The organism is Streptomyces sp. NPDC046862 (assembly GCF_040704615.1).
Taxonomy (GTDB): Bacteria; Actinomycetota; Actinomycetes; order Streptomycetales; family Streptomycetaceae; genus Streptomyces.
Map to the genome: position 1 here is coordinate 226998 of NZ_JBEYXP010000006.1, position 23616 is coordinate 250613.

At 71.4% G+C, this 23616-nt stretch carries 24 protein-coding genes and 1 pseudogene; 10 read left to right on the forward strand and 15 right to left on the reverse strand.

Annotated features, from left to right (window positions below; genetic code table 11):
- The first annotated feature begins 45 nt into the window (after nt 1–45).
- The 4 genes from AB0959_RS09085 to AB0959_RS09100 all read left to right on the forward strand — a co-directional run bounded on the left by AB0959_RS09085 (nt 46) and on the right by AB0959_RS09100 (nt 3036).
- Nucleotides 46–792 carry an AzlC family ABC transporter permease gene (locus tag AB0959_RS09085; protein WP_366825655.1) on the forward strand — a complete coding sequence of 249 codons (747 nt, stop codon included), beginning with the start codon at nt 46–48 and terminating at the stop codon, nt 790–792.
- A complete protein-coding gene (locus tag AB0959_RS09090) occupies nt 785–1111 on the forward strand; it encodes an AzlD domain-containing protein (protein ID WP_366825656.1) in 327 nt (108 codons plus the stop codon). Before AB0959_RS09085 ends, AB0959_RS09090 begins: the two co-directional genes overlap by 8 nt.
- Nucleotides 1112–1133: 22 nt before the next feature.
- Nucleotides 1134–1937: a thioesterase family protein gene (locus AB0959_RS09095; protein WP_366825657.1), complete on the forward strand. Its 804-nt coding sequence runs from the start codon at nt 1134–1136 to the stop codon at nt 1935–1937.
- Between the two features lie 88 nt (nt 1938–2025).
- Nucleotides 2026–3036, forward strand: a complete 1011-nt coding sequence (locus AB0959_RS09100; protein WP_366825658.1) for an asparaginase — start codon at nt 2026–2028, stop codon at nt 3034–3036.
- A 27-nt stretch (nt 3037–3063) separates the two neighbouring features.
- On the opposite strand, the gene AB0959_RS09105 is transcribed toward AB0959_RS09100, so the two are convergent.
- From AB0959_RS09105 to AB0959_RS09120, 4 genes and pseudogenes are all read right to left on the reverse strand, one after another.
- On the reverse strand, nt 3064–3660 hold the full coding sequence (locus AB0959_RS09105; protein WP_366825659.1) for a helix-turn-helix domain-containing protein: 597 nt from the start codon (nt 3658–3660) through the stop codon (nt 3064–3066).
- Between the two features lie 33 nt (nt 3661–3693).
- Nucleotides 3694–4017: an aminotransferase class I/II-fold pyridoxal phosphate-dependent enzyme gene (locus tag AB0959_RS09110; RefSeq protein WP_366825660.1), complete on the reverse strand. Its 324-nt coding sequence runs from the start codon at nt 4015–4017 to the stop codon at nt 3694–3696.
- A pseudogene (locus AB0959_RS09115) lies at nt 3911–4255 on the reverse strand (zinc ribbon domain-containing protein); the annotation flags it as partial. The gene AB0959_RS09110 and the pseudogene AB0959_RS09115, both read right to left, overlap by 107 nt.
- A 69-nt stretch (nt 4256–4324) precedes the next feature.
- Nucleotides 4325–5086 (reverse strand): IclR family transcriptional regulator, encoded by a 762-nt coding sequence (locus AB0959_RS09120; protein WP_366825661.1) that lies wholly within the window; start codon nt 5084–5086, stop codon nt 4325–4327.
- A 176-nt stretch (nt 5087–5262) separates the two neighbouring features.
- Here AB0959_RS09120 and AB0959_RS09125 point away from each other — a divergent pair, with 176 nt between their 5' ends.
- Genes AB0959_RS09125 through AB0959_RS09135 form a run of 3 tightly spaced genes read left to right on the forward strand, consistent with a single transcriptional unit; the run spans nt 5263 to nt 8119 of the window.
- The gene (locus AB0959_RS09125) at nt 5263–6264 is read left to right on the forward strand and encodes a D-glycerate dehydrogenase (protein ID WP_366825662.1); all 1002 of its coding nucleotides are present in this window, start codon (nt 5263–5265) and stop codon (nt 6262–6264) included.
- Between the two features lie 9 nt (nt 6265–6273).
- Nucleotides 6274–7044 carry an SDR family oxidoreductase gene (locus AB0959_RS09130; protein WP_366825663.1) on the forward strand — a complete coding sequence of 257 codons (771 nt, stop codon included), beginning with the start codon at nt 6274–6276 and terminating at the stop codon, nt 7042–7044.
- Nucleotides 7045–7081: 37 nt separating this feature from the next.
- Nucleotides 7082–8119 carry an L-idonate 5-dehydrogenase gene (locus AB0959_RS09135; protein ID WP_366825664.1) on the forward strand — a complete coding sequence of 346 codons (1038 nt, stop codon included), beginning with the start codon at nt 7082–7084 and terminating at the stop codon, nt 8117–8119.
- A gap of 96 nt (nt 8120–8215) precedes the next feature.
- Here the strand turns inward: AB0959_RS09135 and AB0959_RS09140 are convergent, their stop codons facing one another.
- The 7 genes from AB0959_RS09140 to AB0959_RS09170 form a co-directional block, all read right to left on the reverse strand.
- Nucleotides 8216–8890 (reverse strand): 4-carboxy-4-hydroxy-2-oxoadipate aldolase/oxaloacetate decarboxylase, encoded by a 675-nt coding sequence (locus AB0959_RS09140; RefSeq protein ID WP_366825665.1) that lies wholly within the window; start codon nt 8888–8890, stop codon nt 8216–8218.
- Entirely contained in the window at nt 8887–10098 is a 1212-nt protein-coding gene (locus AB0959_RS09145) for an aspartate transaminase (protein WP_366825666.1), read from the reverse strand. The genes AB0959_RS09140 and AB0959_RS09145 overlap by 4 nt, the downstream gene beginning before the upstream one ends.
- A 4-nt stretch (nt 10099–10102) precedes the next feature.
- A complete protein-coding gene (locus AB0959_RS09150; protein ID WP_366825667.1) occupies nt 10103–10846 on the reverse strand; it encodes an SDR family oxidoreductase in 744 nt (247 codons plus the stop codon).
- 53 nt (nt 10847–10899) lie between these two features.
- On the reverse strand, nt 10900–12210 hold the full coding sequence (locus tag AB0959_RS09155; protein ID WP_366825668.1) for an MFS transporter: 1311 nt from the start codon (nt 12208–12210) through the stop codon (nt 10900–10902).
- A gap of 122 nt (nt 12211–12332) precedes the next feature.
- Complete coding sequence (locus tag AB0959_RS09160) at nt 12333–13337, reverse strand: allophanate hydrolase (RefSeq protein ID WP_366825669.1); 1005 nt, start codon at nt 13335–13337, stop codon at nt 12333–12335.
- Nucleotides 13330–14085, reverse strand: coding sequence for a carboxyltransferase domain-containing protein (locus AB0959_RS09165; protein WP_366825670.1), 756 nt, complete (start codon nt 14083–14085; stop codon nt 13330–13332). The genes AB0959_RS09160 and AB0959_RS09165 overlap by 8 nt, the downstream gene beginning before the upstream one ends.
- A gap of 1 nt (nt 14086) precedes the next feature.
- Nucleotides 14087–14899: a 5-oxoprolinase subunit PxpA gene (locus AB0959_RS09170; RefSeq protein ID WP_366825671.1), complete on the reverse strand. Its 813-nt coding sequence runs from the start codon at nt 14897–14899 to the stop codon at nt 14087–14089.
- 331 nt (nt 14900–15230) lie between these two features.
- Between AB0959_RS09170 and nac the strand changes: the two genes are divergently transcribed.
- Nucleotides 15231–16184 (forward strand): nitrogen assimilation transcriptional regulator NAC, encoded by a 954-nt coding sequence (gene nac / locus AB0959_RS09175; RefSeq protein ID WP_366825672.1) that lies wholly within the window; start codon nt 15231–15233, stop codon nt 16182–16184.
- A 78-nt stretch (nt 16185–16262) separates the two neighbouring features.
- Here the strand turns inward: nac and AB0959_RS09180 are convergent, their stop codons facing one another.
- Together AB0959_RS09180 and AB0959_RS09185 are read right to left on the reverse strand one after the other, a co-directional pair.
- Nucleotides 16263–16868: a GPP34 family phosphoprotein gene (locus tag AB0959_RS09180; protein ID WP_366825673.1), complete on the reverse strand. Its 606-nt coding sequence runs from the start codon at nt 16866–16868 to the stop codon at nt 16263–16265.
- A 77-nt stretch (nt 16869–16945) separates the two neighbouring features.
- Complete coding sequence (locus AB0959_RS09185) at nt 16946–18250, reverse strand: metallophosphoesterase (protein ID WP_366825674.1); 1305 nt, start codon at nt 18248–18250, stop codon at nt 16946–16948.
- Nucleotides 18251–18408: 158 nt separating this feature from the next.
- Here AB0959_RS09185 and AB0959_RS09190 point away from each other — a divergent pair, with 158 nt between their 5' ends.
- On the forward strand, nt 18409–19581 hold the full coding sequence (locus AB0959_RS09190; protein WP_366825675.1) for a hypothetical protein: 1173 nt from the start codon (nt 18409–18411) through the stop codon (nt 19579–19581).
- A 58-nt stretch (nt 19582–19639) separates the two neighbouring features.
- Here the strand turns inward: AB0959_RS09190 and AB0959_RS09195 are convergent, their stop codons facing one another.
- Nucleotides 19640–21871: an alpha-L-fucosidase gene (locus AB0959_RS09195; RefSeq protein WP_366825676.1), complete on the reverse strand. Its 2232-nt coding sequence runs from the start codon at nt 21869–21871 to the stop codon at nt 19640–19642.
- A gap of 287 nt (nt 21872–22158) precedes the next feature.
- On the opposite strand from AB0959_RS09195, the gene AB0959_RS09200 reads away from it, so the two are divergent.
- Nucleotides 22159–22848 (forward strand): FadR/GntR family transcriptional regulator, encoded by a 690-nt coding sequence (locus AB0959_RS09200; protein WP_366825678.1) that lies wholly within the window; start codon nt 22159–22161, stop codon nt 22846–22848.
- A 17-nt stretch (nt 22849–22865) separates the two neighbouring features.
- On the opposite strand, the gene AB0959_RS09205 is transcribed toward AB0959_RS09200, so the two are convergent.
- Nucleotides 22866–23552: a TetR/AcrR family transcriptional regulator gene (locus tag AB0959_RS09205; RefSeq protein ID WP_366825679.1), complete on the reverse strand. Its 687-nt coding sequence runs from the start codon at nt 23550–23552 to the stop codon at nt 22866–22868.
- Nucleotides 23553–23616: the final 64 nt, after the last annotated feature.

The window sequence follows — 23616 nt, forward strand, 5'->3', positions numbered from 1 at the left end:
AATATTCGCAACCATGTGTCACGGCTTCTACGAGACGATGGTGCCGTGCCACATGACGTACTCACCCCCTCGGCCGCCCCCGCCGGGGCCACCCGCCGGATACGGATCGCCCAGGGCGTGCGCGACTCGTTCTCGGCCGGCCTGGGCATCTTTCCCCTCGGCATCGCTCTCGGCCTGCTGATCATCCAGGCCGGACTGCCCTGGTGGCTCGCCCCCGCCCTGTCCCTGGCCGCGTTCGCCGGCTCCCTCGAACTGCTGCTGGTCGGCATGGTGGCCACCGTCACGCCACTCGCCGCGGTCGCCCTGACCGTGCTCGTGGTCAACTTCCGGCACGTCTTCTACGCCTTCTCCTTCCCGCTCCACCTGGTCAGGCACCCGGTGGCGAAGGCGTACGCCGTGTACGCGATGATCGACGAGGTGTACGCCGTCAACGCCTCGCTTCCCGAGCACGAGCGCTCGGCACCCCGGCTGCTGGCCATGCAGATCGCGTGCGAGGCGTACTGGGTCGGCGGAGGCCTGGCCGGCGTCGCCCTGGGTGCGGCGCTGCCCGCCCCGGTCAAGGGCCTGGAGTTCGCGCTGTGCGCCCTGTTCACCGTGCTCACCCTGGACGCGTTCCGCTCCCGCGCGGAGCTGCCGTCCCTGCTGCTCGCAGGCGGCTCGGTCGCCGTGGCCCTCGTCCTGACGCCGGGCCTGGCCATGTTCACCGCGCTGCTGCTGTTCGTCGGCCTGCTGCTGGTCCGCCACGCCGTCACGGCCCGCCGCGGTACAGCCGAGGAGGCCTCCGGTGCCTAGCCCGTCGTACCTTATCGCCGTCCTGGCGATCGTCTTCGGCATCACCCTCGCCCTGCGCGCCGTCCCCTTCGCCGTGCTCGGCCGGCTGAGCGACTCGGCGATCGTGCGGCGGCTGGCGGTGTGGATGCCGGTCGGCATCCTCGCCGTCCTCGCCGTGACCGCCCTGCACGGCACGATCACGGCCGACCCGCACGGTGCCTGGTACGCGCTGCTCGCCGTCGCCGTCACCATCGGCGTCCACCTGGCCTGCGGCCGCCGCACCATTCTCAGTGTCGGCGCGGGTACTGCCGTGTACGTCGTCCTGCTCAACGTCCTCTGAACACCGCCGGGAGAAGCACCCCTTGACCCCCGACAGCTACTTCGAAGCCATCGACGATCACCGCTACAAACCGACGCCCCACGCGAGCGGGGCCTGGAACACCGACGAGCAGCACTTCAGCCCGCTGGGCGGACTCGTCGTCCACGCCATCGACCGCCATCGGGCCGCAGGCCGGGACAACGGCCCGGACAACGGCCTGGTTCTGTCCCGCGTCAGCTACGACATCCTCGGCCGCCTCGCCCTCGACGAGTGCGAGATCGAGGTGGAGACCGTCCGCCCCGGGCGGACCATCGAGCTCGTCGAGGCGGTCGTACGGATCGCCGGCCGCCCGGTGGTCCGGGCCCGGGCCTGGTTCCTGGCCCACGTCGACACCGCCGCGGTCGCGGGCGGCCCCGACGACCGCCTCACCCCGCCCAAGGCGCTCTCCGCGTGGCCGATGTCCGACGTCTGGCCGGGCGGGTACATAGCCTCGCTGGACGTCCGCCCCGTCGCACCGCCCCGGCCGGGCCGCGCGACCGTCTGGGTCTCCACGCCGCTGGACCTGGTCGCCGGTGTTCCCGTCAGCCCGCTCGCGTCGTATCTCGCCCTCGTCGACACCGCCAACGGCATCGCTGTCCGGCAGCCGCCCACCGCGTGGATGTTCCCCAACGTCGACCTGACCGTCCACCTCCACCGGCAACCACGGGACGGCTGGACGGGACTGGACACCACGGTCACCTTCGGCCCCTCCGGACAGGGCGTCACCAGCACCGTCCTGCACGACGTCGACGGCCCGGTCGGCCACGCCCAGCAGATCCTCACGGTCCGGCCCCTGCCGGGAACGTGAGGAGCCCCTCCCTCCAGCGGCCTGTACCGGGCGATCTCCCGGGGGCACAATCACTCGGGCGAAGACGGGTCGGAGGTCGGGGGCGGCAATGGGCGCGACGAGAACGGTGGCTGTCTACTCCCTGGGCGGCACCATCGCCATGACCACCGATCCGGTGACCGGCGGGGTGGTCCCGGCCCTCTCCGCGCACGACCTGCTGGCCGCCGTCCCGCAGCTGGAGGGGCACGGGGTCGAGGTGCGCGTGCACGACTTCCGCCGTGTCCCCAGTGCCTCACTCGGCTTCGACGACCTCACGGAGCTCGGGGCGGAGATCGACAAGACCCTCGCGGGCGGCGACGTCGACGGAGTCGTGATCACGCAGGGCACCGACTCGATCGAGGAGACGGCGTTCGTCCTGGACCTTCGTCACGGTCACGAGCAGCCGGTCGTCGTCACCGGCGCCATGCGCAACCCCACCATGGCCGGCCCCGACGGGCCCGCCAACCTGTACGCGGCCGTCCTCGCCGCGGCCGATCCCCAACTGCACGGCGCCGGTGTGCTGGTGGTCCTCAACGAGGAGATCCACGCCGCACGCCATGTCCGCAAGTCGCACACCACCAGCCCCGCCGCCTTCACCTCACCCGGTGCCGGGCCGATCGGCCGGATCGCCGAGGACGTCGTACGGCTGACCGCGACGCCGCCGTCCCGCCGGTTCGCTCCCCTGAAGCCGTTGGAGCCGCCGCGGGGGCACGACGTGCGCGTCGGCCTGTACACGGTGAGCCTCGGGGACGACGGCGAGCTGCTCTCGGCCTGGGACGGCCGGTGCGACGGGCTCGTCGTCGCCGCCTTCGGAGCCGGCCACGTGCCCGGGCGACTCGTCGGGAACCTCGAACGGCTCGCCGCGCGGGTCCCGGTGATCCTCTCCTCGCGTATCGACAACGGCCCCGTCCTGACCGGAACGTACGGCTATCCGGGGTCCGAGATCGACCTGATCGGCCGCGGCCTGATCCCGGCCGGCACGCTCGGCCCGTACCAGGCGCGCCTCCTGCTCCGTGAACTGCTGGCGCGGGACGCGGACCGCACGGCGATCGCCGAGGCGTTCGCCGCCTTCGCCCACTGACCCTGCCCCGGGATCAGCCGTGCGCCATCACCGGGTGTGCCCGGCCGGCCGGTCCATCGCGGCGGACCAGCCGCTGAGGGCTCCGCGCAGTGCGGCCACCAGGCGGGTGGCGGCCTCCTCCTCGGTCCGGCCGGACTTGATGAGGTCGAGGATGTCGCGCGGGTCGAACAGGGCGTTCCACAGGTACAGGGCCTCGTCGCCCAGGTCACCGAGGCCGAGTTCCTCGGTGGTCTGCCGCAGGGGTTCGGCGAGCGCGTCGGCCTGCGGGGCGAGGTAGCCGGTGCCCTCGCGAAGGCGTTCGAGGTAGCCGCGGTGCGAGCGCATCTGCGCCATCGCCCCGCCGTGTTCGAGGACGAGCGACACCCAGTAACGGGACACCGCGTCGAGCCTGGCCATGCCGCGGGTGGTCTGCCGCTCGCTGAAGTCCCGCAGTTCTGAGCCCACCTGGGACCGGAAGGCGTGCAGGATCTCCTCGACGGAGGAGAAGTGCCGGTACGCCGTCGCGGTGGACACCTCGGCGTGCTTGGCGATCTCGGCCAGGCTGACCGGGGTCGGCGAGTTCTCGAACAGCATCGCGGCGGCCTTGATCAGCTGCCTGCGGTTGCGCTCCGTGTCACTGCGCATGGGGCGGCTTCCCCGTTGCATGCGAATCACCGTTCATCGAAGGGCCGAGAGGCCACGCGCCAGTCGGCGGACCCCCTCGGTGATGGTTTCCGGGCTGGCAGCGTACGACAACCGCAGGTGTCCCTCACCCTGGGCGCCGAACTCGCTCCCCGGCCGTACGGCGACACCGTGTTCGCGCAGCGCGGCCACGACCTCCACCGAGGGCAGGTCGATGTCGTGGGACGGGAACACGTAGAACGCTCCCTCGGGTTCACCGAATCGGAGGCCGGGGACGTCGGCGAGGGCCCGCACCATCACGTCGCGGCGGTTGCGGTAGTCCCGCGCCATGGCCCGTACGTCGTCGTCGCACTCGCGCACCGCGGTGAGGGCGGCACTGTACTGCCAGTCCGGCGGCCGTCTTCACGTTGATCGTCGCATTGGCGTCCCGGTCGTGGACGGTGCCGCAGGCGCCACAGGTCCATTCCCGGACGTTGGCCAGGCGCGTGCGGGCCAGTCCCGCGACCGACAGGTCCTCCACGGCGATCCCTTGGTTCTCGCAGATCAGCTTCGTGGAGAGCTGGTGGTGGAACTCACGGCGCGCGTCAGCAACCTTGGCACCGACGAGAAACCCCACGCGCGGCCGGGTGCACGGGGGTCGAAGGAACTGCCGTGACGGGGCTTCGGGTCAGCGAGCGGGCAGACGGACGCCCAGTTCGGAGGCCGCCGCCTGGAGCAGCGGGACCATGGCGACCAGATCGTCGAGACTGCGACGGAAGGCGGGCGCCGCCGTGGACAGGGCGGCGAAGAGGGTGCCACCGGGCCGCAGGATCGGGACCGCCACCGCACGCAGGCCGGCGTGGTGCTCCTCGTCGGCGGTGGCGTAGCCGCGTTCGGCGGCGCGGGCGACCTCGTCGCGCAGGACCTCGCGGTCGGTGATGCTGTTCGGGCCGTGCGGGGTGAGCTCGACGCGCTCCAGGAGGTCGGAGCGTACGTCGGCGGGGGCGAAGGCCATCAGGACCTTGCCCATCGAGGTGCAGTGCAGCGGACCGTGACGGCCCGGCTCACTGCGTACGCCGACGGGCAGGGGGCCGTCCACGTAGTGCACGTACAGGTGCCGGGCGCCGTCGAGCACCGACATGAGGGTGGCTTCCTCGGTCTGCCGCGTCACGCGCTGCATCACGGGAAGGGCGGTACCGGCGAACCCGTACGCCTGCCCCGCCTGCTGGCCGAGCTGGAACAGCCTGAGGCCCGGCCGGTAGCGCTTGTCGCCGGACTCGAACTCCACCAGGCCCTCGCGGCAGAGGGAGTTGACCAGCCGGTGCGCGGTGCTGACCGGGACGCCGCTCTCACGGGCCAGGACCGACAGCGTGATGCCGTGCGGATGCTCACCGACCAGGACGAGCAACCGGATCGCCCGGCCGACGACGTCGGTCGGCACTTCAGGCACTTCAGGCACTTCAGGCACGTCACTCGTACTCACAGCGGCAAATTACCACTGGGCGGAAAGGATTTTCGCCCAGTGGTTGACAGGGCCGACCGATGCTGCCGACGATGTTTTCCGTTGTGTAGATAAGTTTCCCACTCAGTGGAAAAGCTGGAGCGGGAACGACCTGGGAGTGGCCCATGACGCAGCGCGTGCTCACCACCCGGCCCGCCCTGCCCGGCGGCGGCCTGGACCGGCTGGCCGGCCGGTTCGACCTGGTGCGCGGGGACGGGCGGGACAAGCCCGAACCGGCCGAGCTGCGGGCCCTCACTCCCGGAGTGAGCGGCATCCTCTGCCTGGGCAACGACAAGGTGGACGCCGCCCTGCTCGACGCCGCCGGGCCGTCGCTGAAGGTCGTCGCACTGGCCAGCGCCGGCTTCGACGCCGTGGACCGGGACGCCGCGGCCGAGCGCGGTGTCGTGGTCACCCACACCCCCGGTGTCCTGGCCGAGACCACCGCCGACCTCACGTTCGCGCTCGTCCTGATGGCCCGCAGGCGCCTCGGCACGGCCCGCGACTCCCTCGCCGCCGGGCAGTGGGACACGTTCCGGATGGACGACTACCTCGGCCTGGACGTGCACGGCGCCACCCTCGGCGTGGTCGGGTACGGCCAGATCGGGCGCGCGGTGGCACGCCGGGCCCACGGCTTCGGCATGCGGCTGCTGCACCACAGCCCGTCCGCACGCGAGGACACCCAGGACCCGCCCTCCAGGGCCGTGGACCTGCCCACGCTGCTGGCCGAGGCCGATGTCGTCTCGCTGAACGTCCCCCTGAACCCGGCGACCCGCCACCTCATCGGCGCCGCCGAGCTCGCCGCCATGAAGCCCACCGCCACCCTGGTCAACACCTCGCGGGGCGGTGTCGTCGACGAGGACGCCCTGCTCCGGGCACTGCGCGAGGGGACCATCCACTCGGCAGGCCTCGACGTCTTCGCGCGCGAACCGATGGGTGCCGAGCTGTCCCCGCTGGCGAGCGAGCCCCGTGTGGTGGCGCTTCCCCACATCGGCTCGGCCACCGAGGCCACGCGCGCCGCCATGGTGGACCTCGCGGCCGACAACATCCTGGAAGTGCTGGCGGGCCGCCCTGCACGCACCCCACTGCCGGGCAGTGCCGCACTGCCCTCCGCCCCCACCCACGCCTGAGAGGCCCCCATGAGCCATCCCCTCTTCGACGTCACCGGCAAGGTCGCCCTCGTCACCGGATCCAGCCGCGGCATCGGCCGGGCCCTGGCCAAGGGCCTGCTCGAAGCCGGCTGCACGGTCGTCCTCAACGGGCGCGGGACGGTCGTCCTGGAGGAAGCCCGCAAGGAGCTGGCCGAGTCGTTCGGCGACGCGGTCCTCACCGAGGCGTTCGACGTCACCGACTCCACCGCCGTCGCCGAGGCCGTCACCCGTATCGAGGACCGGGCCGGGCCCATCGACATCCTGGTGAACAACACCGGCGCCCAACGCCGCGCCCCGTTCCTCGACTTCACCGACGAGGACTGGCAGGGCCTGCTGCAGACCAACCTCACCAGTGCCTTCCTCGTCGGCCGTGAGGTCGCCCGGCGCATGGTGCCCCGGGGCCACGGAAAGATCATCAACATCTGCTCGCTGCAGAGCGAGGCGGTACGCCCGGGTATCGCGCCCTACTCGGCGACCAAGGGCGGCCTGAAGATGCTCACCAAGGGCATGTGCGCCGACCTCGGTCCGCACGGCATCCAGGTCAACGGCATCGGCCCCGGCTACTTCGACACCGAGCTGACGTCCGCGCTGGTCGCGGACGAGGAGTTCAGCGCCTGGGTGCGCAAGCGGACGCCCGCCGGCCGCTGGGGCGACGTCGAGGACCTCGTCGGCGCCCTGCTCTTCCTCTCCTCGCCGGCCTCCGACTTCGTCAACGGACAACTGCTGTACGTCGACGGCGGCATGCTCTCCGTCCTGTGATGCCCCGTGACGCCCTGTGACCCCAAGGAGCCCTCTCATGCAAGCGTGTGTCGTCCACGGAGCCGGTGACCTGCGGGTCGACGAGCGGCCCCCCGCCGACCCCGGACCGGGCGAGATCGCCGTCGCCGTCGCGCTCGGCGGGATCTGCGGTTCCGACCTGCACTACTACCACCACGGCCGGGTGGGGGACTTCGCGCTGCGCGAGCCCATGGTGCTCGGCCACGAGGTCGTCGGTCACGTCGCCGCCCTCGGACCCGGCACCGACGGCCCGGGCGGTCCGGCGGTCGGCACGGCCGTCGCGGTCCATCCCGCCACGCCCTGCGGCACCTGCGCCGAGTGCGCGGGCGGCCGGCGCAACATCTGCGCCCGCACCCGCTACCTGGGCAGCGCCGCCCACAGCCCGCACGTCCAGGGCGGGTTCGCCCAGCTCATCAACGTGCCCGCCGACCAGATCCGCCCCCTGCCGCCCGGGCTGAGCCTCAGCCGTGCCGTCCTCGCCGAACCGCTGTCGGTGGCGCTGCACGCCGTACGCCGGGCCGGCGACGTCAGCGGCAAGCGGGTGCTGGTCACCGGCGCGGGACCGATCGGCTGCCTCGTCGTGGCGGCGCTGGCGCACGGCGGTGCCGCCGAGATCGTCGTCAGCGACCTCTTCGACGAGCCGCTGCGCCTCGCCACCGAGGTGGGCGCCACCGCGACGGCACGCGCGGACCGGCCCGACGATCCGGGCTGGTCCGGTGACTTCGACATCGCCATCGAGGCGTCCGGGGCACCCGCGGGCCTGCGCACCTGCGTGGAACGGGTGCACCGCGGCGGCACCGTCGTCCTGCTGGGCCTGCTGCCGCCCGGCGAGGTGGGCCTGCTGGGCAATGTCACGGTCACCCGCGAACTCGACCTGCGCGGCGCCTTCCGTTTCGACACCGAGTTCGACGACGCGCTGTCCCTCCTGGCCCAGGGCCTGCACGTGGAGCCCGTCGTCACCCACACCTTCCCGCTGGGCGAGTCCGCCGCCGCGTTCGCCATGGCCCAGGACCGCACGGCCGCCTCCAAGGTCCTGCTGGACCTGTCAGGGGCCTGACCGGAGCCTGACCCGGCCTCTCCCCGGGCCTGGTCGTGACAGTGCCGTCGCTGCCCCCTTCGTCGAGGGGCGGCGACGGCACTGTCACGACCGGGCCTACTCCTCGATCACCAACCCCTTGGACGCCAGCAGCGGTTCGAGGCCGCAGATCTCGATGACCGTCCTGCCCGCCCGGTACGCGGAGATGTAGTCCGCCTCGGTGTCGATCCGTTCCTGGGACAGCGTGGCCACCTCGGCGGCGTCCTCACGGCGGACGACGACCACGCCGTCGGCGTCGGCCCGCACGACGTCGCCCGGGCGGACGAGTACGCCGCCGACGGTGACCGGCTCGCACATCGGGCCGACGGTCTCCTTGACCGTGCCCTTGATGGAGACGCTGCGGGAGAAGACGGGAAAGCCCAGGGCGCGCAGGTCCTCGGTGTCCCGGACGCCGGTGTCGGTGACCAGGCCGCCGAGGCCCTTGGACTGACAGGCGTTGGCGAGGACGTCGCCGAAGGAGCCCGCCTCCTCGTAGGCGCCGGCGGAGACGACGATGACGTCCCCCGGGCGGGCGTAGGCGATGGCGGTCTGCAGCATCAGGTTGTCGCGTGGCGCGCACTGGACCGTGAAGGCGGGGCCGCACAGGGACATCCGGTGGTCGACCGGCTTGATGACGGAGTCCAGGGCTCCGAGCCTGCCCTGCGCCTCGTGGATGGTCGCCGAGGAGTACGTGCCGAGACGCTTGACGAGTTCCGGGTCGGGGCGGTCGAACTTGGTGCTGACGCGGATCATGACGGCCTTTCCGACAGGGTGGCGCAGGCGGCTGTGATGCGTGCGCAGGCTTCGGTGAGGATCTCCGTGGAGGTGGCGAACGAGATACGGAAGTAGCCGGGCGCCCCGTACGCGGATCCGTGGATCACGGCCACCTGTTGTGTCTCCAGGAGGTGGCGGGTGAAGTCCTCGTCGTTCTCGATCCGGCCGCCGGCGGGGGTGAACCTCCCGATGAACCGCCGGCAGTTGACCAGGAGGTAGAAGCCTCCGCCGGGCGTGGTGCAGCTCAGCCCCGGTGTCTCAGCGATGAGTTTGACGGTGGTGTCGCGGCGGGCGCGGTAGACGTCGACGGTGTCCCGTACGAAGTCCTGCGGCCCCGTCAGCGCGGCGGCGGCCGCCGCCTGGCTCACCGAGGACGGGCACGAGGAGATCTGCGACTGGAGCGTGTTGATCGCGGTCACCAGGTCCGCCGGTCCCGCCCCGTAGCCGATCCGCCACCCCGTCATCGCGTACGTCTTCGACACGCCGTTGGTGAGGAACACCCGGTCGGCCAGCCGGGGTTCGACGGCGGCGAGGGACGGCTGGTCGCCGTCGTCGTACCAGATCTCGTCGTAGATCTCGTCGGTGAGGACGCCGACGTGCGGATGGTCCAGCAACACCTCGGCGAGCGCGCGGAGTTCGGCGGTGGTGTAGACGGCGCCCGTCGGGTTGCCGGGGGTGTTGAGGACGACCCAGCGGGTTCGGTCGGTGATCGAGGACCGCAGGCGGCCGGGCGTCAGCTTGAAGCCCTCCGCTTCCGGGCAGTCGACGATGACGGGGGTGCCCTCGTTGGCGAGGACCATGTCCGGGTACGACACCCAGTACGGGGCCGGGACGATGACCTCGTCCCCCTCGTTCAGGGTGGCCATCAGGGCGAGGAAGATGACCTGCTTGGCTCCGCCGCCGACGGCGAGCCCGCTGTCCGGGTACTCCAGACCGTGCCGCTGCCGGAGCTTCTCCGCGATGGCGGAGCGCAGCCGCGGAGTCCCGTTCACCGGCGTGTACTTGGTCTCGCCCGCCTCGATCGCCTCGATCGCGGCGGCCTTGACGTGGTCGGGGGTGTCGAAGTCGGGCTCGCCGACGGTCAGGTCGAGGATGGTCAGGCCCTGGCTCTTGAGTTCGCGCACGCGCTGCGCCGCCGCCGTGCTGGGCGAGGGCTTGATGCGGCGTACCCGCTCTGCCTTGTCCATGTGATCAGCCTTCGCGGCGTTCGAAGTTCAGGCCTCCGGGGACCTGGAAGGTGGGCAGGATCTCGATGTGGCCGATGTTGACGTGCCGGGGTGAGTCGACGGCGAACTCGATGGAGTCGGCGATGTCCTCGGGCTTGAGGGACTCGTAGCCGTCGTAGAACTGCCGCTGGGCCGCCTCCATGTCGCCGAGCAGGCGGCCGAAGATCTCGGTCTCCACGCGGCCCGGGCAGATCTCGGTGACGCGGACGCGCTTGCCGTAACCGTCCACGCGCAGCTGGCGGGAAAGCGTGTGCACGGCCGCCTTGGTGGCGTGGTAGATGGTGTTGCCGCCGAAGTTGTAGACACCGGCGATGGAGCTGATGTTGACGATGTGGCCGAGGTCGCGCTCGACCATGCCGGGCATGAGCAGGCGGACCAGGTGCAGGACGGCCTGGATGTTGACGGCGACCTGCTCGTCGACGGCGAACTCGTCGGCGGTCAGGATGTTGCCGGTGCGTGAGACGCCGGCGTTGTTGACGAGGACGTCGATCTCCAGACCGTCGAGCGCTGCGGTCAGCGCGTCGGTGTCGGTGATGTCGACGGCGTGCGGGACGCAGCCGGTGGTGCGGGCGAGGGCGTCGAGCCGTTCGGCGTTGCGTGCCACGGCGTGCACCTCCAGGCCACGCTTGGCGAGTCGCTCGACGACCACTGCTCCGATGCCGGTCGACGCCCCGGTGACGAGGGCCGTCCTGTAGTCGGAGATCGGCATGCTGGTGTGCTCCTTCGTGTGGGGGGTGGGGCGGGTTCGGACGTACGGGGCTGTCAGGCGTCGCGCAGGGGCAGGTGGGCGCGGTCCTTGACCCGGGAGACGGCGACGAGCGTGCCGAGTGCGGTGACGACGGCGTAGTAGGCGGGCATGTGGGTGTCGCCGGTGCGGTCGATGAGGTACGTCATCAGCAGGGGCGCCGTGCCGCCGAAGAGTGCCGCGGAGACGTTGTAGCCCAGGCCGTAGGCGGAGTAGCGGACGCGGGTCGGGAAGAGCTCGACGAGCAGGATGTGGATGACGCCGGTGTGCCCGGCGAACACGACGGCCATGAGGCAGGCGCCGATGACGGCGAGGGCGACGTTGCCGGTGCCGATGAGGAGGTAACAGGGGATGCCTGCGGCGGCCATGGCGATGGCGGCGCCGGCGATGACCTTCTTGCGGCCGATCCGGTCGGACAGCCGGCCCATGTAGGGGATGGCGATACAGATCGCCACCAGGCTGGAGGCGGTGACGAGGAGTCCCTGGACCTTGCCGAAGTGCAGCTCACTGCTCATGAAGGTGGGCATGTAGCCGAACAGGACGTAGTAGCCGGAGCCGTTCATCAGGGGGATGAACAGGGCCAGCAGCATGGCGCGGCGGTGCTCGGCGGAGGTGAAGGCCTCCTTGAGGGGGTTCCTCGACAGGCCGCCCTCTTCCTTCAGGCGGTTGAAGTTGGGCGTGTCGCTGATCCGCTTGCGGATGTAGATGCCGGTGATGCCGAGCGGGACGGCGAGCAGGAACGGTATGCGCCAGCCCCAGGACTCCATGCGCGCCTCGCCGAGGCCGCTGGTCATGGCGGCGGCGACCAGCGTGCCGGTGAGCAGGGAGAGGAACGACGCGATCTGGGCGTAGCTGGTGTAGAGGCCGCGCTTGCCCTCGGGGGCGTGCTCGGCGAGGAAGCTCATCGCGCCGGACGCCTCACCGCCGACGGAGAAGCCCTGGGCGACGCGCAGCAGGATCAGCAGGGCGGGCGCCGCGATGCCGATGCTCGCGTAGGTGGGCAGGAGGCCGATGGCCGCGGTGGCGACGCTGATGAGCAGGATGACGAAGACCAGCATCCGCTGGCGTCCGATGCGGTCACCGAGGTGGCCGCAGATGATGCCGCCGAGGGGGCGGAAGAAGAAGGAGACGGCGTAGCCGAGGAAGACGAGCTGGATGGCGTTCTCGGAGCCGGGGAAGAAGACGGCGGCGAGCGTGCCCGCCATGAATCCGAAGATGCCGTTGTCGTAGAGCTCGGCGAAGATGCCGACACATCCCGCGAGGGTGATCTTCCGGGCTGTTCTCGGGTCGACGGTGTTGGGCACTGGTTGAGCGGCCATGGTGGTCATGGCGCCTCCTGACGTGGAGCGGGTGGGGACGGGGGCGGCGTTCGGCGGCGTGCGGGCGGGGCGAGGGAGCACCTGCCGCAGGCGCGACCTGCCGCGGGGGCGACCGGAGGTGAGCGCGCCGGTCAGGTACCGACGGGAACGGGGGTGCCGGCGGGAACGGGGATGCGGAGAGCGTCGAAGGCCGTGCGGACGCGGGTTGTCAGGGCGTCGACGGCGCCTCGTTGCGTTCGGTGGGCGGCGACCGCCTGGTCGAGGGTGCGGTGGCGGAAGCGGAGGGACTGCCCGGGGCGGACCTGCCCCAGGGCGGACAGGCCGGTGGCGGTGACGACGGCGAGGACGGGGTAGCCGGCGGTGACGCCCCGGCCCCGGTGCAGCACGAGGAGTTCGTCCCCGGCCGGTACTTCGACGGCGCCGATGGGTACGCCGCGGGACAGCACCTCGCCGTGGGTGACCCGGCGGGGCACGTCGCCTCGCAGCCGCAGGCCGATGTGGTTGCTCTGCGGGCTGACGGTGAAGGGGCCGTCGAACAGACGCCGTCCCGTGTCTCCGAACTCGGCCCGGTCGGGGCCGTCGGTGACGTCGATGGTCCAGGTGGTGGGGAACCGGGGGACGGGCGCGTTCAGGCGGAACAGCGGGATGCGTGAGAAGGGATGGTCGAGGGGCGGGCAGGCCGCGCGCAGGGCGAGTTCGTCGCCGTCGCGCAGGGCGGGCCCGAATCCCAGGATGGTGTCGGGGGCGCAGCTTCCCTGGAGGTACTCGGCCTCGAACGAGCCGAGGACGGCCAGGTAGACGCGCAGTCCCTGTCGGATACCGGTGACGCGGACGGTCTCGCCTGCGCGCACGGAGACCGGTTCCCACTGGGGGCGGACCGCTCCGTCGACGGTCAGGTCGGCGGGGGCGCCGGTCACGGCGATGAGGATGTCGCCGGAGGACACGCACGCGAAGTCGAGCGCCGTGATCTCCAGCAGGGGGTCGCGTTCGTCGTTGCCGCACAGGACGTTGGCGACGCGCGCCGAGTGCTGGTCGGCGGCTCCGTTGGCGGGCAGGCCGTGGCGGGACCGGCCGACGCGGCCGAGGTCCTGCACGGTGGTGATGCCCGCGGTCCGGACGGTGAGGGTGTCAGCCATGACAGGCCGCCAGCGGTGTGTCGGCGTGCTCGTCCCACTGGTCGGGCGTGATGGGGACGAAGCGGAAGGTGTCGCCGGGCCGGTAGGCGGTGATCGGGTCGCTGTCGAGGTCCAGGACGCGCAGGGGGGTGCGTCCGAGGAGCGGCCAGCCGCCGGGCGAGGGCATGGGGCTGATGACCGCCTGCCGGCCGGCGACCGCGACCGATCCGGGGTCGACGCGGGTGCGGGGCGACGCCAGGCGCGGCACCGGTCCGGGGAAGGCGGGTCCGTCCATCATCGGAGCTCCGGCGGGCGCGCCGAGGCAGCGCACGGTGAGATCGGATCCCGAGTGGATGGCGACGACCTCGCTCTCGGTCAGGCCGAGCCCGGCCGCGACGTCCGGCAGATCGGGCCCGTACGCGCCGCCGTAGACGACGGGGACGACGAAGCGGCGGGGAGGTGTCGTCCGCGCGGAGTCCAGCGCGGAGCGGGTGGCGATGCGGGCGGCCTCGTGCCGCAGGACGCCGCGTACGGTGTCGTGGTCGGTGCCGGCGCTGTCGAACTCCACGAGCAGGGTGTCGTAGGTGGGCACGACTCCGTGGACGCCCGGGAGCCGTACGGTGTCCAGGGCGTCGGCCAGGGCGTGGACGAACCGCCACGCGTCCTCGGCGTCCAGGCCCGCCACCTTGGCGAACAGGGCGGAGTCACCGCAGTCGGCGATCGTGACATCGCCGTGGAGCACGTCGGTCTTCATGCCGTCGCCGCCCATGTCAGACCCTTTCGGCGCTCAGTACGTCCGCGCTCGATACGTCCGCGCTCAGTACGTCGTCGAGAGGGGCGAACCGGACGCCGGCGGCGAGGAGTTGTTCACGGACGCGGCGGGCCAGCGCGATCGCTCCGGGGGTGTCGCCGTGCAGCAGCACGGTGTCGCAGGTGACCGGGACGTCCTTGCCGTCGACGCTGCGGATGAGGCCCTCGGTGACCATCCGCAGCGTGCGGCGGGCGATCTCCTCCGGGTCGTGGATCACCGCCCCGGGCTCGGAACGGGGTACGAGGGTCCCGTCGGCGCGGTAGGCGCGGTCGGCGATGCCGACGATGCCCACGCGCAGTCCGCGGGCACGGGCGGCGTCGGCGAGTTCGCCGTCCTGTGCGAGGACGATCAGCGACTCGTCCAGGGAGGCGACCGCGTCCACGACGGCACGGGCGTAGTCGGCGCGTACGGCGACCAGGTTGCCCAGGCGTCCGTGCGGGGCGACGTGCCGCACCCGGGTGCCGTGCGCGACGGCGAACGCCTGGAGGGCGCCGATCTGGTACAGCACGTCGGTGCGGACCTCCTCGGGCGTGAGGTCCATCGCGCGGCGGCCGAACCCGACCAGATCGGGAAAGCTCGGGTGGGCGCCCACGGCCACCCGTTTCTCCACGCAACTTCGGACGGTGGCGTCCATGATGCGCGGATCACCGGCGTGGAACCCGCAGGCGACGTTGGCCGAGGTGAGCATCTCCAGGAGCGCTTCGTCGTCGCCCATCGTGTAGGCGCCGAATCCCTCGCCGAGATCGGCGACGAGATCTACCGTGCGGGTCATGTCGTCCTCCGGGAGAAATGGTGAGGAAGGAGATGCCATCACGTCGGGGATTTCCCGTAATGGTCCGCGCTTCTCTGGCACAAGACGAGGATCACGAGCAGGCGGAATCCGGGAAAGGCGATCCGCTTGAATACTTCTTGCGGTTCCCGAGCGGTTCCGGGCCGAATGTTCAGCTCAACGTAATCCCCAACTTCCATGACCGCCAATACGCGTTCGGTTTGGCGTTATCGCGAACCGCTATGACCCACGCCACACGGAGCCCGCCCGGGCGGCTGTGTTCCCGGGTGGCCGCTCCCTACGATGGGACCCCGCTCCCCTTGGAAGGCCCCGCATGGACACCAGGCGCCTGTACTCGTTCATCAAGATCATCGACGCGGGGAGCATCACGCGCGCGGCCGACATCCTGCACATCGCGCAGCCGGCGCTCAGTCAGCAACTGTCCGCGCTGGAGGCCCAGTTCGGGCAGCAGTTGGTGATCCGCAGCAAGCGCGGGGTCGCCCCGACCGACGCGGGCCGGACGCTGTACCGGCACGCCCAGCTGATCCTGAGACAGATGGACCTCGCGCAGGCCGCCGTCTCGGTCTCCGGCCGGGCGCCCGCCGGCGGCGTGTCGGTCGGTCTCGCGCCGTACAGCCTGGGCGCGGCCCTCGCGCTGCCGCTGCTCAAGAGCGTGCGCGAGCGGTACCCCGACATCCTGCTGCACATCAACGAGAACTTCGGCGGCGTGATCAGCGAGGCGATCATGACCGGGCGGATGGACATGGCGTTCATCTACGGAGCCGGACCGCTGCGGGGCGTGCAGTTCGAGCCGCTACGGACGGAGGACCTGTTCCTGATCGGGGCGCCGGGCAGCGCGGCCCCGCCGGGAGAGGGCGAGGGAGACGGAGAGGGCGAGGGAGACGGAGAGGGCGAGGTGAGCCTGGAGGAACTCAAGGACGTACCCCTGCTGCTCCCCAGCCGCATCCACACGATCCGGCAGGTCGTCGACGCCGCCTTCCAGCAGGCGTCGCTGCGGCCGAACGTGGTGGGCGAGGTCGAGTCCGCGCTGACCCTCGTCAACGCCGTGTCCGCGGACCTCGGCGCGACCGTGCTGCCCTGGTCGGCCGCGCGCGCCATCCTCGACGTCCGCTCCCTGTCCGTGCGCCGTATCGTGAATCCGGTGATCCAGGTGAAGCTCTCCCTGGTCACGTCGGACAATCAGCCGCTTTCGGAACCCGCGTTGGCGGTGCACGATCTGTTCCTGGAACACATCACCGCCTTTGACGGCTCCCCCGGTGCGAATTGAACTCGGCACCGGAATCGGAATCGACGTCACGCGGAAATTCTCTTCGTTCCCGGAAATCCCTGTGTGCCGTACGTTCCCTCACGGCCCCCGCCAGACGTTGTCGAAGGCCGCCTGCTCGATGCTTCGGCGTTGCCGTACCGCTTCCAGTTCCATCAGCGCGTTGTTGACGGCGGCCAGTACGGTCACCACCGCGTCGTCGACGAGATCCGCAAGGTCCTCGGCCGGTTCCTGTCCGACGCCCACGGCGGCCGCGAGGACGGTGAGGACGGGGTCGCCCGAGGACCGGCGCTCGGCCGCGTGGTGGCGGGCGGGCGAGTCGGACAGCGCGGTGCGGCCGGCCGTGACGGGGAGCCAGCGGTTGCGTCGCCTGGTGAGCTCTCCTCGTGCCTCCAGGTCGGCGAGGTAGGTCGCGTACAGGCCACGGCCCCGGCGCCACAGCCAGTCCTCGACGGACTCGTACGGCGCCTCCCGGTCGAGGGACGACGAGGCCGCGTCCAGCAGCCGGTCGTCCAGGGCGGGCGGCAGGCCGGGCACGATGCGGTCGCCGTCCAGGGTGAGGGCCTCCGCGGTGAGGAGGTCGCAGAGTTCGGCTCCCGCGAGGGCCAGCGAGAGGTCGCCCTGCTCGACGGGACGGTCCGGTGCGACGTCCAGCGTGGTGATCAGCAGGTCCCGCGGTGTGGTCATGACGACTCCAGGTCACAGACGTGGCGACAGCGGTTCGGCCGGCTGTGCCGCTCCGACTCCATCAGACACCGGGAAGGTCAGGCGGACGACCGCAGGACGAGGAGACTGATCTCGCTGGGCGCGAAGATCCGGAACGGCGGTCCCCAGTAGCCCGTACCGCGGCTGGTGTAGAGCTGGGTCCGGTCGCCGTGGCGGCTGAGGCCCTGCACCACGGGCTGGTCGAGGCGCACCAGGTAGTGGAAGGGCCAGATCTGCCCGCCGTGCGTGTGGCCCGATATCTGGAGGTCGACCCCGGCGGCCACGGCCTGGGCCACCTGCTTGGGCTGGTGGGCGACCAGGAGCACCGGCAGATCGGGGTCCGCGCCCGCGAGGGCGTCGGGCAGGTCGGGGCGGTGTCCGGCCAGACCGGAGGAGCCGGCGGTGCGGTCGTCGACGCCCGCGAGGACGAGTCGGTCGCCGCCGCGTTCGACGACGAGGTGGCGGTTGTGCAGCGACTCCCAGCCGAGCCCGCTCATGTGGTCGAGCCAGCCCTGGGCCTCCCCGAGGTACTCGTGGTTGCCGGTGACGTAGACCCTGGCCAGGTCCGGCCGGATCGTCCCGAGGGGCGCGGCCTGTGCGCGGCGCTTGGCGATCGTGCCGTCGGCGATGTCGCCCGCGTGGCAGACGATGTCGGGGTCCAGGACGTTCACGGCGTCCGCGACCCGCGCCGACCAGCGGGCGCGGTCGATGGGGCCGTAGTGGGTGTCGGTCAGGACGACCACGCGGGTCCCGTCCAGCCCCGGGCCCAGGCGGGGCAGCGCGACCTCGACCCTGCGGATCCGGGGAACCCGCATGGCCTCGGCGTAGCCCCACCCCAGGAGCAGCACGGCGACCGCCGCCACCGCGAGGGCCACGCCCCTGGCCGCGCCCTGGCCACCGGCTCCGAAGACGGCCAGAACGAGCCGCAGCACACCGCCGAGGGCCGACCAGGCGAACAGCACCCAGATCACGCCCAGCAGGGTGTCGCCGGTACGGGCCGCCCAGTCCAGCTGCCGGTGGCCGTGGCCGAGGACCATCATCGCCGGGAACGCGAGCAGCGCGGCTCCGAACAGGACGCTTCCGGTCAGCAGGACCGAGGAGGGCCAGGCCGTGCCCGAGGCCAGCAGCACCCACCACGGCAGGCCGAACAGGAGGGCCAGCGCGGTGACGGCCACGAGCCCGCCGATCCACCGGCGCCGGGCCGCGGAGGACTCCTTCGTGGAGGTCTCCCCGGCGGAGGACTCCTTCGTGGAGGTCTCCCCCTCGGAGGTCTCCCGCGCCGAGTTCTCTTTCGCAGGAGGTTCCACGGGGGCGGGCTCGGCGGGCCCCGGTTTCACGGACTTCGTCGACTGATCGTCCAGCACGGCCTGTGCTCCCCATCCGCTCGCGACACGCACCACCGCGTCAATCGGTCCATCCTCGCACCACGGCCCCCGAGGCCGTCAGGTGGTTCTGCTCTGGGCGTCATCCTGTGATCAGCGGGGCTGTACGCTCGGGCGGTCGGCGGAGGGGGGAGCGGACGGTGGAGGATCCTCTCGTGTGGCGGGCCGGTGACGGGCCGGCCGGGGAGTGGCTGGAGCGGGTGCTGGACCTGCTCGCCGGTCCGCAGCCCGATGGCTACCTGGTACGCGGAGACATCCGCTGGCCGGACCACCCCTACGGTCGCTGGACGCACCGTGGTCTCGACGTGTCCGGCCTGGCCGAGGTGCTCGCCGCCGAGGGTGTCGACGGTCTGTGCGCGCTCACCCACGACGGCGACGCGCCCGACACGGGCAGGGTGGCGATCGAGCCACTGGTGTGGCAGGACCGCGGTCCGCAGGCCGATCCGGTCCCGTTCGCCGAGGCCACGCCCCTGGGCACCTCGGCAGGGCGTGTGCGGCTGTCGGCCGAAGTCCGCTCACTCGCCGACCTGGGCGCCTGGCTGGGGCAGCTGTCCCCGCTGCTGACGGACGCCCTGCCCGACCCCGGCTGGTCCGCCGCGCCGCTGGACGTGCCCCTCGCGGCCGCGTTCCTCCACCGGCGGGACGGAATCCTGGTGAGCGTGCACAGCCTGGAGTCACGACAGCGGCAGGGCGCCGGCGCCGGTCGGCAGATGCTGCTGCGGTCCGACGCCACGCGGCTGCCCGGCCACGCGCGACTGCTCGGCGGGGACGCCGTGGTGCAGACGCGACCGGTGCGGACCGTCGCCGACCTGGCTTCCTGGCTGAACGGGCTCGCCGAGGCGTGGCAGGTCCGGCCGTTGATGCGGCCCGGCGCGTGGGCGGGGGCCGCGCCGCTGCCGCCCCTCAGCCGTGCCCAGGTGTGGTCCATCGAGGACGGGGCGCCCGTCCTCATGGTGCACCGGAAAGGGCCGCGCACCATGATGGTGCGCGGCCCGGCGGCAGAGCTCGCCCGATGGGCCGCCCCCTTGCTCGAACCCGTGGTCCACGAGGACGTTCCGGTCTCAGCGCACCGCCTCCGCCTGGCCCGCTGGCTGCGGCAGATCGAGGGCGCCGTGTTTCGCGGACCGGCCGCCTGGACCGTCCCGCACGTCGCCGCACCTCTGGAATCGGCGGAACTGGCGGCCTGGCTGCACACCCACTGCCCCGACGGCCGGATGGGGGTGGGCGGCATCGCCGACGGCACCGCCGAACTCCTGGGCGCCCACACCTCCCGTGGCGCCGGTCTGACCATCACCGGCCGCCGCGTCGCGTAGCGAAAAGCCCGTTCTGAGCCCGTGCCGTCGGCAAGGGCGAGGAGGAGGGAACCGGAGGTCAGACGACCGTGAACGTCCACAGCAGGTTGGTGCTGGTGCCCCAGGTCCACTGCTTGACGGCTGAGCCGGCCGAGACGTCTCCCCCGCCGTCCAGGGCGAGGCCGGTGGTGCGGTTGGTGAGGGAGTACCGGCCGTCGCCTCGGTGGGTGATCAGCCATTGCTGGTCGGGGTCGCCGTTCCACCGCCGCTGCTTGACCGCCGCGCCGTCGCCGGTGGCGCCGTCGCCGTCGGCGACCATGCCGTTGGTGCGGTTCCGCAGCGTGTAGTAGCCGTTGCCGAGGTCGACCGCGTGCCACTGGAGGTCGGCGTGGCCGTTCCAGGTCCCCTGCTTCAGCTCGGAGCCGTCGGAGACGTCACCGCCGCCGTCCAGGGCCAGGCCGTTGGTGACGTTGGTGACCTTGAAGCGGGCCGTCGGGTCGAACATCACCTTCAGCGAGCGGATCCTGTTGTTCGCACCCGTGCCGCGCAGGTCGGCCCTGTCCGTGGTGAAGGTCCACGACGTGCCGGTGAAGTCGTCGCCGGAATGGCCGAGGATCCGGTAGCCCGGGGCCAGTTGAAGTGAGGAGAGGGTGCCCGGCTCCACTCCGCCCAGGGTCAGCGCCTCGCCGGTGTAGCCGCCGAGGGCGAGCACCGCGCCCTCGCCCCGGTACCGGGCGTCCTTGAAGACCAGGGCTCCGGTGAGCGGCCGCAGCGTGGGAATCCGGCCGGAGAAGCGGAACTTCAGGACGTACGCGGGGGCGTCGAACGGCGCGGTCGGCGCAAGGGCCACCTTCAGCCCGGTCGCGTCCTGGGTGGGGGCGGGGAGGTCGACGTACGTACCGGGCGTGGAGTCGAGCAGTTTCACCGAGGACAGCGTGTGCAGGTCGATCCGGTCGGAGCTGAGCGTCTTCAGCGTCAGCGAACTGCCGGGCCAGCCCAGGACCGTGGCGTACAGGGCGGTGCCCGCCTTGTCGCGGGTGAACCGGATGTCCTGCGCGGTGCCCGCCGTCGGTCTGGTGAAGGAGCCGCCGCCCATCTTCGTGGGCCCCTCGCCGTACGCGGTCCAGGCCCTCGTGCCGTAGATCGACTCGCCGAATCGCCTCAGGTAGTCGCCGATGCCGAGCAGCAGGTCGCGCTGGCCCTGAGGAATGGTGCCGTCGGCCTTGGGCGCGATGTTGAGCAGCATGTTGCCGTTCTTGCTGACGCGGTCGATCAGTGAGTGCAGCATCTGCGGGAGCGTGTAGTAGCCGATGCCCTCGGTGTAGCACCAGCTGGAGTTGGAGATGCTGTCGTCGGTCAGCCAGTAGGGCGCGGTGAGGTCGGCCGGGCCGCCCCGCTCGTAGTCGAAGACCTCGCCGTGGTTGTTGAACCCGTCCTTGTAGGTGGCGACGACCTCCTTGCCCCACTTGTCCGCCTGGTTGTAGTAGTACGCCAGGAAGTTGAGCCGCTGCGTCTCGTCGACGTGGTCCAGCCGCCAGTCCTGCCACAGGATGTCCGGCTCGGCCCGGTCGACGACTTCCTTGAGCTTGTCGAACCAGAGCTGGTTCTCCTGCGCCGAACTCAGCTGCCCGTAGAGCTTCTTCAGGCTCGCGTCCGACTGCGCCGGCGCGTACTCGTAGTAGCCGGTGTAGTTGTACGCGTGGTGCATGGCCACCAGCAGCTTCAGGTCCTTGGCGCGGATGGCGTCGGTGAACAGCCGCAGCAGGTCCAGGTGCGGGCCCTTGGCCACGGAGTTCCACTCGTTGGCCCGGCTGTCCCACATGGAGTAGCCGTCGTGGTGCTCGGCGACCGGCCCGGCGAACCTGGCGCCCGCGTCGACGAACAGCTGCGCCCACTCGTCGGGATCGAAGCCGCCGCCGGCCGACCTGAGCTTCGGAGCGAACTCCTGGTGGTGTCCCGCGAGGTCGTCCGCTCCGTCGATGAAGTTGTGGAAGGGCCAGGCGGCCGGGTCGCCGTACGTGGCGATGTGGTGCTTGTTCGCCTTGCTGTCCGGCACGTACATGTTGCGCGGGTACCACTCGCTGTCGTACGCGGGCACGCTGAACACGCCCCAGTGGAAGTAGATGCCGAACTTGGCGTCCCGGAACCACTCGGGAGCCGCCGGATGCCGGTTCACCGAGTCCCAGGTGGGCGTGTAGGTGCGCGGGGCGGCCAGTGCACTGCCGGCGGCCGACATGCCGGTGGCCGCCGTGGCCGCCGCGACGGCCGTGGCACCGGCCAGTAACGTGCGCCTGCTGATCGATTGCGACACTGCGGGTCCCTCCGGCGACGCGGTACTCCAGGGGCTTGAGCGCCTGGTGTTACGCACGAAGGTCCGGCATGTGACGCGTCACTGTCAACGGGTGTGCAGGGATGAATATGCTTGCACGGGTTGGGGAGTTGAGCGTTTCAACCACTAAATTCCCTATTTCACCAGAGAGACATCACATGTATCAAGGGAGAGGTCCCGGAAAGGACGCTTGCCCCTCCCTCGCGGCCCTGGCGGCTCCGGCGCTCCCGCACGGCCATACCATCGAGGTCTCCGGAAGGAGTCCCTCTGTGTCGCTGACGGACAAGGCCATCGATCAGATCCGTGCGTTGATCCGCTCGGGCGCACTGCCCCCGGGCTCCAAGCTGCCCCCGGAACCGGACCTGGCCGCCCAGTTGGGACTGTCGCGCAACCTGGCGCGGGAGGCGGTCAAGGCGCTGGCGGTCGCCCGGGTGCTGGAGGTCAGGCGGGGTGACGGCACCTATGTGACCAGCCTGCAGCCGAGCCTGCTGCTGGAGGGGCTCGGCGGTGCGGTGGACCTGCTCCAGAGCGACTCGGGCGCCCTGCTGGACCTGATGGAGGTCAGGCGGCTGCTCGAACCCGTCGCCACCGCTCTCGCCGCCACCCGGATCTCCGACGAGGGCCTGGCCGAGGTGGAGCGGCATCTGGACGCCATGCGGGAGGCACGCGACGACGTCGAGCGGCTCAACGCGCACGACGCGGCGTTCCACCGCGCCGTCGCCGCCGCCACGGGCAACGAATCGCTGGTCACCCTCCTGGAGGGGGTCTCGGGCCGTACGCTACGAGCCCGCATCTGGCGCGGCCTGGTCGACTCCCGGGCCGCCGGGCGGACCGTCGCGGAGCACGAGGCGATCTTCAGGGCACTGGCCGCCCGCGACGTCCCCCTCAGCCGGGCCGCCGCGCTGCTGCACGTCGGCAACACCGAGCGGTGGCTGCGAGACCACCTGAACTCCGTGTGACGGACTCGCCGCGCCGCTCAGGCGCCACTCCCCGAACCCGTGGCGAGCAGTCCGTTGATCACGAGCGTCGCCAGCGACTCCGCCGTGGCCGTGAGCTGTTCCGGTGACGTGGCCTCGGGCCGGCCCAGGCGCCGGGCCAACGGCACCTCCACCATGCCGGACACGGGGCCGATGATGGCGAAGAACAGCACGTCCGCGGGGATGGGCGCCATGCGTCCGGAGGCCACGAGCCGGTCGACGGCGGCCATCACGGTCCGCAGGGTCGGTTGGACGTAGTTCTCGAACACGTAGTCCAGCCGCTCCGTGTCCCGGGCGGACTCGTCGACGAAGATCCGTCCGACCTGCGGTCTGATCACCGAGGTCCGGTAGAAGGCGGTCATCCACTGCCTCAGTTGCTCGGCGTCGTCGAGTTCGGGGTCCACCAAGGGCATGTGGGCCATCTGCGCCCCCATGGCGGAGTCCACCACCGCGCGCCAGAAGGCCGCCTTGGACCCGTACCGGTCGTTGATGAAGTTGTGACTGACGCCCAGGCGGCGGGCCAGCTCGCGCGCGGACGCCCGGTCGTAGCCCAGCTCCGCGAAGGCCTCCAGCCCGCGCAGCATGATGCTCTCCTCGTCGGGGACCGCGGGGGTGCCCGCGCCGGGGCGCCCCGGCCGTCGAGCGGATTCGGCGCTCGTTCCCGCTCCTGCCTCGCCTGCTCCCACCCTTGCCTCCATCACTGCCTGCTCGTGCCCGCGTGGCGGCGCGGACGGCCCCCGCAGTCATCTT

Excerpts from the sequence above, each read along its gene's own strand:
- AB0959_RS09150 (WP_366825667.1), bottom strand. The coding sequence starts at position 10,846 with ATGCCGATCTCCGACTACAGGACGGCCCTCGTCACCGGGGCGTCGACC.
- AB0959_RS09170 (WP_366825671.1), bottom strand. The coding sequence starts at position 14,899 with ATGACCCGCACGGTAGATCTCGTCGCCGATCTCGGCGAGGGATTCGGC.
- AB0959_RS09130 (WP_366825663.1), top strand. The coding sequence starts at position 6,274 with ATGAGCCATCCCCTCTTCGACGTCACCGGCAAGGTCGCCCTCGTCACC.
- AB0959_RS09155 (WP_366825668.1), bottom strand. The coding sequence starts at position 12,210 with ATGACCACCATGGCCGCTCAACCAGTGCCCAACACCGTCGACCCGAGA.
- nac (WP_366825672.1), top strand. The coding sequence starts at position 15,231 with ATGGACACCAGGCGCCTGTACTCGTTCATCAAGATCATCGACGCGGGG.
- AB0959_RS09180 (WP_366825673.1), bottom strand. The coding sequence starts at position 16,868 with ATGACCACACCGCGGGACCTGCTGATCACCACGCTGGACGTCGCACCG.
- AB0959_RS09100 (WP_366825658.1), top strand. The coding sequence starts at position 2,026 with ATGGGCGCGACGAGAACGGTGGCTGTCTACTCCCTGGGCGGCACCATC.
- AB0959_RS09135 (WP_366825664.1), top strand. The coding sequence starts at position 7,082 with ATGCAAGCGTGTGTCGTCCACGGAGCCGGTGACCTGCGGGTCGACGAG.
- AB0959_RS09125 (WP_366825662.1), top strand. The coding sequence starts at position 5,263 with ATGACGCAGCGCGTGCTCACCACCCGGCCCGCCCTGCCCGGCGGCGGC.
- AB0959_RS09160 (WP_366825669.1), bottom strand. The coding sequence starts at position 13,337 with ATGGCTGACACCCTCACCGTCCGGACCGCGGGCATCACCACCGTGCAG.
- AB0959_RS09140 (WP_366825665.1), bottom strand. The coding sequence starts at position 8,890 with ATGATCCGCGTCAGCACCAAGTTCGACCGCCCCGACCCGGAACTCGTC.
- AB0959_RS09145 (WP_366825666.1), bottom strand. The coding sequence starts at position 10,098 with ATGGACAAGGCAGAGCGGGTACGCCGCATCAAGCCCTCGCCCAGCACG.
- AB0959_RS09165 (WP_366825670.1), bottom strand. The coding sequence starts at position 14,085 with ATGGGCGGCGACGGCATGAAGACCGACGTGCTCCACGGCGATGTCACG.
- AB0959_RS09105 (WP_366825659.1), bottom strand. The coding sequence starts at position 3,660 with ATGCGCAGTGACACGGAGCGCAACCGCAGGCAGCTGATCAAGGCCGCC.